The organism is Aeromonas sp. MTB (assembly GCF_056632455.1).
In genome coordinates this window covers 3,117,154-3,129,127 of sequence record NZ_CP147026.1, presented here as the reverse complement: position 1 = coordinate 3,129,127, position 11,974 = coordinate 3,117,154, and the positions used below count along the sequence as shown (strand labels likewise).

Here is an 11,974-nt window from a genome sequence, read left to right as displayed (position 1 = left end):
GCCATTTACTAACTCTTTTAACAATATAAAAAGACTGCATGCACACTGGGAGCTGTAACTCAGGGGCGGTAGCCATTCAATTTTTCAATAATCTGGTTGTTTATTGAGCGAGCATTGGCTGTTTTGCTATCGATTGGATGGCAGGCAGTTATCAAGCAAATAAAAAGCAGGTTGCCATCAGAAGCGAACCTGAAATTTCTAGGGATAAAACAATAATGGAAACGTCTGGTCTGGTTGCATTCGTTGGAACCGCGCTGGCTATCGCCTGTTTGCGTCCACTGTCTGCCAAGCTACAACTCGTTGACTTACCGAATCAACGTAAACAACATGTCGGTGCGATCCCCCTGATTGGTGGGATTGCGGTTTGTCTGGGGGTATACCTCAGCGTTTTCTTCACCCTTCCACTACAGAGCGCGATTATCACCATGCTGGCCTGTGCCGGTTGCATGATGGTGATTGGTGCTATCGATGATGCCAAGGATATCTCCCCCTGGATCAGACTGACCCTGCAAGCATTGCTGATCCTTATCCTCTGCCTGTCGACCGATATCAGCCTCCATCAGTTTGGTGATGTGCTGGGCATCGGGAACATCACAATTCCATTTATTGACTTGCTGATTGCCGTTGTTGCTGTCTGTGCGGCGATCAATGCCTATAATATGATGGACGGTATTGATGGTCTGGCTGGCAGCATGGCGGGTATTTCACTCGTGGGGCTATCTATTCTGTTTGCCAGCACCATGCCTGATATGACTCATATCTGTTTGGTGATCACCATTGCCCTAGTCCCCTATCTGATCGTCAATCTCAATATTCCTCCTTTTAAAAGAAAGATCTTCCTGGGTGATGCCGGTTCCATGTTCCTCGGCTTTATCATCGGCTATCTGGTGCTGTTTGGTTCACAACATAATGAGCTGGAACCAGCATTTCGCCCTGTCACCGCACTCTGGTTGATCGGCCTGCCGCTGATGGATATGGTGGGCATCATGATCCGCCGTATTCGCAAAGGCCAATCCCCTCTGCGCCCGGATCGCAATCATCTGCATCATATTCTGCTGCACGCCGGTTTTACCCCTCGCGAATCCCTATTGCTGATTGTCGTTGCCAACCTGGGTGTTGTGTTCTTCGGTATTCTGGCCGAACAGGCCAAATTGCCAGAGTGGCTGATGATGGGGCTCTATCTGTTGCTATTTGTGGCTTATTCGCTTTGTATGGCCTATGCGTGGAAGTTGGGAAGGTGGGTAAAAAAACTAAAAGATAAGAGTGTCTGCAAGACATAATGTATCGATCAAGTAATGCGGCGTTTCACAATTATGACGTGAAAGCAAGCTAATACATAAAGCGAAATCTTATTTTCCTTATCTAAATAAATTACGGCTGTATCTGGTATCAGGATCATAATGACGTTTTTTGACACACATTTTCGCCAGTCTAAACCATAATGGTAGGGATAATGAAAATATTAAAAGAAAATGCACTGTTAAAATCATTAATGTCGACATTTTTGGCAAAGATATGCGTGTCTTTTGGGGGCGTATGTCTTTCTTGGCTTATTGGAAACTACTATGGAATGTCGATTTTAGGTGATTTTTTTATTTTTCAAATGGCCGTAGTTACTGTAAGTGTTATACTAACGTTGGGGATGAATGAAACACTCGTTCTATTTAGTAGTAAGTATATAGATGAGTTTAATGTGTCATATTTATTACTCTATGCCTTACTACTATCAGGTACACTACTATTTTTATTTTCAGCCTTTATTTACATCTATCCATTTTCTACTGTTCTTGTTGATAAATATTCTATTATATTTAATAATAAGGTGTTTTTTTTAGTAAGTGTTACATCGTGCTTAATTAATTTATTGCTGTCAGGTTTTATGAGAGGGGTGAAAAAACCTGCTTATTCAGTTCTATTGGAAAATGGGGTGGTTTCAATAATATGTATTGTGATTATATTGTCAAGTCGCGCACTTGATATTGATATAGTGCATAGTTTTGCTGTGGTTTATGGTCTGTCAACTAGTATTGTTTCATTAATAGGGCTGCTGAATTTAAAAAATGAAATTCCAAAGACTTTAATAAAACCAAATGGAGTCTTATTTAGTTTATTCCTAGGGAAAAACTGGTCATTCTATATCATGGTTTTATGTGGGTTAGTCAGTACCAGTCTTATTTCACTTTATTTAGGTTATGTGTTGGATCCTAAAGATGTTGCAATATTTAGAGTCATGCAACAAATTTGCGTGTTTATATCATTCTCACTGATTATATTAAATGCTGTTATGCCAGCATATATAACAGGTTTATTTAAGGAAAACTCGATTAGTAATTTGGAAAAGATTTCAGTGCTCACATCAAAATATGCCATGTTACTATCACTGCCGATTTACATTATATTCTTATTCTACCCAAATGAGATTATGAGTATATTTGGGAAAGAAGTTATAATCCCCCCTTATTTGTTGTTAATACTTGCATCAGCCAGCTTTTTTAATGTTTCAACTGGTAGTGTTGCGTCAATATTAAAAATGTGCGGGTTTGAGAAAGTCTTAACTAAGACGATGATTTTTTCTAATATTATAGGGCTTATAACCCTATATATATTGACACCTATTTATGGTCTGATGGGTGCGGTTATTTCTGCATCCATTATTATAATTATTCAGAATGCTGCTTCTTTGTATTTTGCGAAATCAAGATTAGGTGTCGCTGCCGCATTTTATGTAGTGAGAGGATGAAATGAAGCTAAAAACAATTAAAATAAAGTCTAAAGAGTTATTGATGCAATATATTACATCAAATAATGAATTGAAACTCAATTATTGTGTTGAGGAAAATGCTGGTGATTCATTTAATAGGGCATTTGTGGAAGACTTTTTTAAAAAATCAGTTGCAAAATATACTATAGGTAGTAGTGAGCACTACCTATTTTGCGGTAGTATTTTAAGTCGTGCAAATAAAAGTAGTATTGTGATCGGGGCTGGGTTAATTTCTGAAAGTATAAAGTTTAGGCCATTCAAGAAATTAGTAGGTTGCAGGGGATTGCTGACTCTTAAAAGAATACATGAAATAGATCAAAGTGCTGACCCAGTTTTCTTAGGCGATCCAGGTTTACTAGTTAAAGAGGTGTTTTGTATAAATACGGACATTCGTGAACAAAATCAAAAAAAGGATAAAATAGGTATTATCCCTCATTTTGTAGACTATGATAGAGCTAAGGAATTATTGGGAAATGATGAACGATTTATGATAATAAATATCAAAGACGACTATAAGGCTGTGTGTGAGAATATTATTAGTTGCAGGTCAATATTATCATCATCGTTACATGGATTAATATTTTCAGATGGTCTCTCTGTAAAAAATAATTGGATTAAATTTAGTGATAATATTGTTGGTGGTGATTTTAAGTTTCGAGACTATTATTCCGTTATGGATAGAAAAAAACAATCACCGATAGTATGTAAAACAATTAATGATATCGAAAATGCTGAACGCAATGCGTTTGTTTCAATAAATCCTAACTACAATAAGATGTTAGAGACTATTATAGAGTACTTCGAATAAGATGGATATTTCAGTTGTTATTCCGCTTTTTAATAAGGAAAAGTTCATAGTACAGGCTGTTAACTCTGTATTGTCTCAAAAGTTGAAACCAAAAGAACTTATCGTTGTAAACGATGGTTCTACAGATAAGAGCCTAGAACTAATTAACGAAGTGATTTCTGATATACTTACTGATGTAAGTATAAGAGTATTTGATATAAAAAATAGTGGTGTCTCAGTTGCTCGTAATATGGGAGTGAAGAAATCAAATTCAGAGTATATCGCTTTCCTAGATGCTGATGATTCATGGGATACTGAATATTTATTTGAAATGGCTTCTTTAATAGAGGCCAATCCTAATTCAGGAATGTATTCCTGTAATCATGTGATTAATCGTAATGGCATGCAACGATTTATCGCAAAATGTCCACTGGATAAGAATTTTTCTGATGAAGTTGATTTCTTTCATTTAGTTCAAAAATATTCAGTAGTAAATAGCTCTAAGGTTATTGTTAATAAAAAATTCTTCTTAATGGTGGGAGGTTTTCCTGAAGGCGTAAAATATGGAGAGGATTTGTATTTATGGATAAAAATGGCCTTATCTTATTCTGTATGTTTTGTAAATAAGCCATTGGTTACAATTAATCAATTTCCTGATGAATCTCGTTTGTCGAGAGTGAATGATATATTATATCCACTGCTAAGAATAACAGAGTTTGAATATAGTAAAAATATTAATTTAAAAAAATATCTTCTTATTTTATTTAGAAATAGCTTTTTGTTTAGAATCAAGGAAGGGAATAAAAGAACAGCGTTTGAGACTTTTTTACAAGCATTTAAAATATCGCCGGCATATACATCTTTATTTTTACCATTTATGTTTTTACCTAGAATTATTATAGATATAATCTATTATAAACATAAAAAGGGTAGATAAAAATGGAAGTATATATTCTAGTTCTATTCTTGTGTATATTTTGTTTTTTTATTACCTCTATAGTTAGAGGTGTTGATTTGTTGGTTTCTGTTACACTCATTTTTGCGTTGCTTCTTGTATCTGGTTTTAGATATAAAGTTGGTACAGATTTTAATACCTATTTATATTTTATAGAGTTGATAAGGGACGGGCATGACACATATATGGAACCTGGCTTTGAGTTGATGGTGAGATTTCTCACATCATCAGGTTTTGAGGAACAATCAATTTTTTTAATAAGCAGTTTGCTTACATTAACATTTTTTTATCTATTTATAATAAAGCATTCCAAGCAATATACTCTTTCAGTTGTTATTTTTTATTTGTTTCCTATATTTTACTTGGCCTCATTTAATGGTGTGCGTCAATTTATAGCTGTTAGCATTTTTTTATACTCAATTAGATTCATTTTGGCAAATAACTTTATCTCATATTTTACTTTGATTGTTGCAGCATCATTCATTCATAAAACAGTTCTATTGATGTTGCCAGTCTATTTTCTTCTTAATATAAAAATAAATAACAAAAGAGCGGTTATTATATCAGTTTTATATATTGGTCTTATTAATTTTTTGCCATTTGTGGGGCGAGCTTTAGGATTTCCGGAGAAATATTTTTCTGATGCATTAGTTACAGATGGTAATAATTTTAAGGCTTTAATATTTCCATTGATATTTGCTTTTTATTGCTTTATTGAAAAAAGGTATCAAGGGAAATGTAAAGACGAGAATGTAACATATAATATGTTGTTAATTGGTTCGTTGATTTCAATTACACCGTTGATGTCATCACTCCCATCTGCACCTGTTATTAGAATGAGTAGCTATTTTACTCCAATAGTAATTGTGTTATTGGCAAATGCGCCCTTCGTGTTTAAAAGTTTAAGTGTTAAATTATTTTATTATACAGGGGTGGTGATTGTTTCAATTTTATATTTTTCATCTACCGTATTAATCGGTGGGGAAAAGTTTAATTTGGTGCCATACTCTTTTAATTTCCAAATTTTATAGTCACAGTCACAGTCATAGTTAGAGGTAATTGTGTTAAATCGTTCTGAAATTGAAACATATGCAAAATATATGGTCTGTCCTTCAGATATACATCATAATGCGTCTGAAAATGGACTAAATTCGTATGCTCGGTATAATTATAGACAAGCAAGTGAATATTATAAAGGGACCTCTGACCCATCTAAGATAATGGATGAATTAATTGCGGCTTTACGACGAAATTTAGATGGAAGTAAAGAGCCAATTTTATTGCTCAGTGATGGTAAAGACTCAATGAGTCTTGCTCTCGCACTATCTAAAATGAATCTTCACTGTAAAACCTTGACTCTTTTAAGGAAAAATGATGATTCGTTAAAGAAAGTTATCGAGGAAAAATGCGCTTTAATGGGACATATACCATATTTCATTGAAATTGATGAAATTATAAACTCATTTGATCATGCGCTTTTCATGAAATCATGTAGGCTAATGAAGAATCCTGTCTTAGATCAAGGAATGATTTTTTTCCTTGGTGGTCTCGATTTGTTTTTTGAAAAAGAAAAGATAGATCCAAATACATGTCAGTTGATTGATGGACTAGGGAATGATGAACATTTAGGATACTTACCATCTAAGTCACAGAGACATTCTTTTATTATATCTAAATTTGGATTGTGGAAGTTTAATAAATTTTTACCAAGATTTGTTAATTGGTACATTCGCTCACCTGCAGAATCACAAGGTGACCTCTCTGCTATTTCATGTTTTTTTGGTTTTAAAAACTCGTATGATTTAAATTCATATTTTTCGAAAATTAAAATAAAATCAGATGCCGAATATATTGATTTTAGAGCTTTTAGCCGAGGCTCATTTCATGATCATCAATGTATGATTGGTAAAACCAAGGTTGCAGCCTACGCTCATGGGGCTGACATTATTTATCCTTGGACAGATTCTATCTTGGCAAACTATTGTTTTAACCTCCCATCCGAACATAAATTTGATTTCAACGCGTTAAAGAACAAATTAATATTGAGACGGGTTCTTCAAGATGAGTTGTCTTGGAAGCAAGAGAAGCGTGGTGTAGATTTATTTATTGACTTGGATGTTGATAAGTTTATTCCAATTCTTAACAATTATGTTGATACAGAGGTGATTATGCAGATTTTGAAAGTCAAATTAATCCCTAGCTCAGTTAAGAAAAGAGCGTTATTGGAGTTACTAAATTTTTCAGGCTATTTGAATGCCAATGGTTACACAAGAGGGCAAATTATTTCTCTACTAATTGGGGATAAAGATGGAGTTAGATAGAGTTGCAGTAATAATGTCCGTCTATAAATCAGATACAGTGATGTTTCTTAGGCAAGCGATAGATAGCATAATAGGTCAGACGTATATCCATGTTGATATTTTCATACAAGTAGATGGTTTAGTATCACTAGAACTAGAGTTGTTGTTATCAAATTATGCTCATAATGAAAGAGTATTCGTTTTCTTTCACAAAGAAAATAGAGGCCTTGCAACTCGCCTTAACAACTCCATTGATAATGTCTTGAAAATTGGCATCTATAATTTTATTGCTAGAATGGATGCCGATGATGTTTCTGCACCTAATCGGATTGCAACACAGGTTAATTTCCTTAAAAAAAATCCTACGATCGATGTTGTTGGGAGTGATGTTATTGAAATCGATCGTGATGGCAACCATGTTTTTTATAAAAAGATGGATTCATCTCATGAAGTTATTTTAAAAAAAATAATTAAGAAATGTCCATTTAATCATCCCTCAGTTTTATTTAGAACTTCATTGTTTGACGAAGGTCTACGATACAAAGATTCGTTGATGAATACTCAAGATTATTATCTGTGGGTTGATTTGATCGCTGCGGGGAAAAAGTTTTCAAATATTAATAAACCGTTGTTATATTTTCGCATAGATGAAAATTTCCATTCTAGACGCGGATGGCAAAAGGCTATGAATGAATTTAACTCTAGACTATATGCATTTAATAAATTGAAGGTTGTTAATGTTGCCAATATGATACATGTCGTGATGTTGTTCATTCTACGACTATCACCATCCTTTATTAAAAAGGTTGTTTATAAATATTTTCGATGAGGTTGTTAATGAAGTATCTAGTCACGGGTGCCGCAGGATTTATTGGTAGTGCTGTTAGTCAGCGTCTTTGTCAGCAAGGTCATACTGTTATCGGTATCGATAATCTGAATGATTATTACGAAGTCTCATTAAAAGAGAGCCGTCTGGCCAGACTGGCGGGTGAAAGCAATTTTGTGTTTCGTAAAATTGATCTGGCCGATCGCGAGGCAATGGCGGAACTGTTTGCCAAAGAACATTTCGATCGGGTCATCCATCTGGCGGCGCAAGCCGGGGTACGCTATTCCCTTGAGAATCCATTTGCCTATGCAGACAGCAATCTGGTGGGGCACCTTGCCATTCTCGAAGGGTGTCGTCATAACGGTGTCAAACATCTGGTTTATGCCTCTTCCAGCTCTGTCTATGGGATGAATGGCAAAATGCCATTTGCCACGACCGATGCGGTTGATCATCCGGTATCGCTTTATGCAGCGTCGAAAAAAGCCAATGAGTTGATGGCCCATACCTATTCACATCTGTATGGCATTCCGACCACGGGTCTGCGCTTTTTTACCGTCTATGGCCCTTGGGGTCGCCCGGATATGGCGCTGTTCAAGTTTACCAAGGCGATGCTGGCCGGCCAGCCCATCGATGTTTATAACAATGGCCAACTGAGCCGTGATTTTACCTATATCGACGATATTGTTGAGGGGATTTTGCGCATTGCAGATGTCGTACCGGTGGCTAACCCTGACTGGCAGTCAGAGAAAGGCTCACCCGCTGACAGCAGTGCCCCTTATCGTATCTTCAATATCGGTAATGGCAGCCCGGTTAAATTGATGAGCTTTATTGATGCTCTTGAAAAGGCACTGGGTATCGAGGCGATCAAAAATATGATGCCGATGCAAGCGGGTGATGTGTACGCAACCTGGGCGGATACTGAAGATCTGTTCAAAACCACGGGTTATCGGCCCGCCATGTCGGTTGAACAGGGTGTTCAGGCATTTGTCGATTGGTATAAAAATTATTATAAAGTTCAGCAGTAAGCGAGGTTAGCTGTGAAGATTGCTATTTGTGGTACGGGATATGTGGGTCTTTCCAACGCAGTATTGCTGTCACAACACCATGAAGTGGTGGCCGTCGATGTGATCGCCAGCAAGGTTGAGATGATCAACCAGGGGCGCTCCCCTATTGTTGATAAAGAGATTGAGAGCTATCTGACAAGCCATGATCTGAATCTGCGCGCCACCCTTAATAAAGAAGAGGCTTATCAAGGGGCGGATTTCGTTATTATTGCGACGCCTACCGATTACGATCCTGAAACCAACTACTTCAATACCAGCACGGTGGAGTCGGTAGTTAAGGATGTGATGGCGATTAATCCCGAGGCGGTGATGGTGATCAAATCCACCATTCCGGTCGGCTTTACCGCTCGCCTGCGTGAAGAGTTGGGGTGTGACAATCTTATTTTCTCGCCGGAGTTTTTACGTGAAGGGCGCGCCCTTTACGACAACCTGCACCCGTCTCGTATTGTAGTGGGTGAACGTTCCGAGCGGGCTCACGTGTTCGCCAATTTGCTATTGGAAGGGGCGATCAAGAAAGATGTGCCTGTGCTGTTTACCGACAGCACCGAGGCCGAGGCGATCAAGCTGTTTGCCAATACCTATCTGGCGATGCGGGTTGCCTTTTTTAATGAGCTCGATACCTATGCCCAGCACCATGGCCTCGATAGTCGTCAGGTTATCGATGGTATTTGCCTGGACTCGCGTATTGGCAGCCATTATAACAATCCCTCATTTGGTTATGGCGGTTACTGCTTGCCGAAAGATACCAAGCAGTTGCTGGCCAACTACAGCCAGGTACCGAATAACCTGATCCGGGCGATTGTTGATTCCAATACCACGCGTAAGGATTTTGTTGCCGACTCGGTGATCCGCAAGAATCCAAAACGAGTGGGTGTCTATCGACTAGTTATGAAGGCGGGGTCAGATAACTTCCGTGCTTCTGCCATTCAAGGGGTTATGAAGCGGATCAAGGCGAAAGGGATTGAAGTGGTTATTTATGAGCCCACCTTGAACGAGCCCGAGTTTTTCCGCTCTAAAGTCATGACCGATCTGGCGCAATTCAAAGAGAGTTGTGATGTGATATTGGCCAACCGTATGGTTGAAGAGCTGAGCGATGTGACAGACAAGGTATATACCCGCGATCTGTTTGGTAGTGACTAATATGTCGACAGCGGTTCCCTCAAGCAGGGGGAACCGCATTGTATTGTAAATAAGCCGTTAAATATCACGTTGATATGATTCAATTACATATCTGGTTCAATCTTTTGGCAAATCAGGGCTGATTTTAATATCAGCACCAAGGATGGTGTGCTTGAAAATGGGTATATATCCATTGAATTGTCAGTGTTCTGCTCATATTGAGCGGTTCCATTGTTACTGTGATTTTATCCGTAAATTTATCTCAGAATTCTCCGTGTTTTCCGCTATCATACGGCGATTTTTCCGTTCAGTTCTTGATGGCAAGCTTAATAAGGTGTGGTAGTGAAAAGGATTCAGCTCATTCCTCTGTTGTCGGCCGTGGCCCTGCTCAGTGCGTGCACTGTGGTGCCCGGTACCAATCTTTCCACCAGTGGCAAAACCGAGGTGGCTACAGGTTCCGTTGATGTTGATCAGCTGGCAGATGTCTATCCGGTTACACCGGCGTTGATCAGCCAGCTGCGCAAGGCGCCGGTGGTGGGTAAGGCCAACCCCGAGCTCAATAGCGAGATCAGCCGTTACGAGTACCGGATTGGTGTAGGCGACATCCTCAATGTCACCGTGTGGGATCACCCCGAGTTGACCATCCCGGCCGGTTCTTACCGCAGTGCCAGCGAAGCGGGCAACTGGGTGCATGCCGATGGCACCATCTTCTACCCCTATATTGGCAAGGTGGACGTGGTGGGGAAAACTGTGGCAGAGATCCGTACCGATATCGCCAAGCGCCTGGCCCAGTTTATCGAGAGCCCGCAGGTGGATGTGAGCATTGCGGCGTTCCGCTCCCAGAAGGTTTATATCTCCGGTGAGGTGACCAAGCCGGGCGCCCAGCCTATCACCAATGTGCCGATGACCCTGCTCGATGCCTTCAATCTGGCTGGCGGGTTGACCCCGACCGCAGATTGGCACCATGTGGTGTTGACCCGCCAGGGCAAGGAGTTCCCGCTCTCCATGCAGGATCTGCTGCAGTATGGGGATCTCTCTCACAATCAGTTGATGCGTGACGGCGACATGCTCTATGTGCCGCGCAACGATGCCCAGAAAGTTTTTGTGATGGGTGAGGTCAACAAGGCATCGACCCTGACCATTGGCCGTGAGGGGATGAGCCTGACCGAAGCGTTGAGCACCGCAGAAGGCCTTAACCAGAATGCCGCCAATGCGACCGGCATTTTCGTATTGCGCCCCGCCGCGAAAGCCCAAGAGAAAGCCGCCATTTATCAGCTCGACCTGAGTGATGCCACCGCGCTGGTGATGGGGACCGAGTTTGCGTTGCAACCTTATGACGTGGTCTATGTCACCACGGCGCCGGTGACGCGTTGGAATCGCGTGTTGAGTCAGCTGGTGCCATCCATCAACGGCTTTAATGAGCTGACCGAAGGCATGCTGCGGGTTCGCAACTGGTAAGACCGTGATGTTGCTTAACCTCTCCCGCTCGATTGACGTGTAGCCGCACTCCCTCAGGGAGACGGCATTGAGGGGGGGGGGGCTGATGCCTCCCTTATCTCCGGTTGTTTGTTGCCTTGATACGGTGAGAAACGGGGGATAGGGCAGGGCAGTATGCCCTCTATCCGCCTTCCTTCAGCAAGATGCACGTAGTGAGGGGCGGTGGCTGCAGATTTTATTTTTAGAGAGCGACAGCGATATGTTTGAAAAAATTCTTGTGGTGTGTGTGGGCAATATTTGCCGCTCCCCAACCGGTGAACGACTGCTTCGCGAGCGTTTGCCCGGCCGTCAGGTCAGTTCTGCCGGGGTCAGTGCCCTGGTTGACAAGCCGGCCGACAAGGTCGCGAGCGAGGTGGCGCAGCAGCATGGGCTTTCCCTAGAGGGACACTCGGCGCGCCAACTGACCCGCGAACTCTGTCAGGATGCCGATCTGATCCTGGTGATGGAGAAAGGGCATATCTCTGCCGTCACGGCCATCGACCCGGGGGCTCGTGGCAAAACCATGCTGTTTGGCCACTGGCAGGGGGAGAGTGAAGTGCCCGATCCCTATCGTCTGAGTCGGGAAGCTTACGAACATGTTTACCAGCTGTTGGTGCGTAGCGCCGATGGGTGGGCGAAAAAACTGTAACGACATCCGCAGCGTCTGGTGGTGTTTGGGTTGTATC

Annotated in this window: 11 protein-coding genes; all 11 read left to right on the top strand. The window is 40.7% G+C overall.

The annotated features are described in order from the left end of the window. Positions 1-137: 137 nt before the first annotated feature. The 11 genes from wecA to WBR25_RS14240 all read left to right on the top strand — a co-directional run bounded on the left by wecA (position 138) and on the right by WBR25_RS14240 (position 11,937). Positions 138-1,280 carry a UDP-N-acetylglucosamine--undecaprenyl-phosphate N-acetylglucosaminephosphotransferase gene (wecA, locus tag WBR25_RS14290; RefSeq protein WP_479748365.1) on the top strand — a complete coding sequence of 381 codons (1,143 nt, stop codon included), beginning with the start codon at positions 138-140 and terminating at the stop codon, positions 1,278-1,280. A gap of 173 nt (positions 1,281-1,453) precedes the next feature. Further along, positions 1,454-2,740 carry a lipopolysaccharide biosynthesis protein gene (locus WBR25_RS14285; RefSeq protein ID WP_479748363.1) on the top strand — a complete coding sequence of 429 codons (1,287 nt, stop codon included), beginning with the start codon at positions 1,454-1,456 and terminating at the stop codon, positions 2,738-2,740. A gap of 1 nt (position 2,741) precedes the next feature. Further along, on the top strand, positions 2,742-3,569 hold the full coding sequence (locus tag WBR25_RS14280; protein ID WP_479748361.1) for a polysaccharide pyruvyl transferase family protein: 828 nt from the start codon (positions 2,742-2,744) through the stop codon (positions 3,567-3,569). A gap of 1 nt (position 3,570) precedes the next feature. Next, positions 3,571-4,485, top strand: coding sequence for a glycosyltransferase family 2 protein (locus WBR25_RS14275; RefSeq protein WP_479748359.1), 915 nt, complete (start codon positions 3,571-3,573; stop codon positions 4,483-4,485). Positions 4,486-4,487: 2 nt separating this feature from the next. Next, positions 4,488-5,534 (top strand): EpsG family protein, encoded by a 1,047-nt coding sequence (locus tag WBR25_RS14270; protein ID WP_479748357.1) that lies wholly within the window; start codon positions 4,488-4,490, stop codon positions 5,532-5,534. Positions 5,535-5,564: 30 nt separating this feature from the next. Next, complete coding sequence (locus WBR25_RS14265; protein ID WP_479748355.1) at positions 5,565-6,824, top strand: hypothetical protein; 1,260 nt, start codon at positions 5,565-5,567, stop codon at positions 6,822-6,824. Next, a complete protein-coding gene (locus WBR25_RS14260) occupies positions 6,811-7,632 on the top strand; it encodes a glycosyltransferase (RefSeq protein WP_479748353.1) in 822 nt (273 codons plus the stop codon). The genes WBR25_RS14265 and WBR25_RS14260 overlap by 14 nt, the downstream gene beginning before the upstream one ends. Before the next feature lie 8 nt (positions 7,633-7,640). Next, on the top strand, positions 7,641-8,654 hold the full coding sequence (locus tag WBR25_RS14255) for an NAD-dependent epimerase (RefSeq protein WP_479748351.1): 1,014 nt from the start codon (positions 7,641-7,643) through the stop codon (positions 8,652-8,654). A 12-nt stretch (positions 8,655-8,666) separates the two neighbouring features. Next, positions 8,667-9,833, top strand: a complete 1,167-nt coding sequence (locus WBR25_RS14250; protein ID WP_479748349.1) for a nucleotide sugar dehydrogenase — start codon at positions 8,667-8,669, stop codon at positions 9,831-9,833. Positions 9,834-10,154: 321 nt separating this feature from the next. Further along, complete coding sequence (locus WBR25_RS14245) at positions 10,155-11,270, top strand: polysaccharide export protein (protein ID WP_429062540.1); 1,116 nt, start codon at positions 10,155-10,157, stop codon at positions 11,268-11,270. Between the two features lie 238 nt (positions 11,271-11,508). Further along, positions 11,509-11,937, top strand: a complete 429-nt coding sequence (locus WBR25_RS14240) for an arsenate reductase/protein-tyrosine-phosphatase family protein (protein WP_042018640.1) — start codon at positions 11,509-11,511, stop codon at positions 11,935-11,937. Positions 11,938-11,974 lie beyond the last annotated feature (37 nt).

Bases quoted from the DNA above. Each gene is read 5' to 3' on its own strand.
- wecA (WP_479748365.1), top strand. From the start codon at position 138: ATGGCAGGCAGTTATCAAGCAAATAAAAAGCAGGTTGCCATCAGAAGC.
- WBR25_RS14285 (WP_479748363.1), top strand. From the start codon at position 1,454: ATGAAAATATTAAAAGAAAATGCACTGTTAAAATCATTAATGTCGACA.
- WBR25_RS14280 (WP_479748361.1), top strand. From the start codon at position 2,742: ATGAAGCTAAAAACAATTAAAATAAAGTCTAAAGAGTTATTGATGCAA.
- WBR25_RS14275 (WP_479748359.1), top strand. From the start codon at position 3,571: ATGGATATTTCAGTTGTTATTCCGCTTTTTAATAAGGAAAAGTTCATA.
- WBR25_RS14270 (WP_479748357.1), top strand. From the start codon at position 4,488: ATGGAAGTATATATTCTAGTTCTATTCTTGTGTATATTTTGTTTTTTT.
- WBR25_RS14260 (WP_479748353.1), top strand. From the start codon at position 6,811: ATGGAGTTAGATAGAGTTGCAGTAATAATGTCCGTCTATAAATCAGAT.
- WBR25_RS14255 (WP_479748351.1), top strand. From the start codon at position 7,641: ATGAAGTATCTAGTCACGGGTGCCGCAGGATTTATTGGTAGTGCTGTT.
- WBR25_RS14240 (WP_042018640.1), top strand. From the start codon at position 11,509: ATGTTTGAAAAAATTCTTGTGGTGTGTGTGGGCAATATTTGCCGCTCC.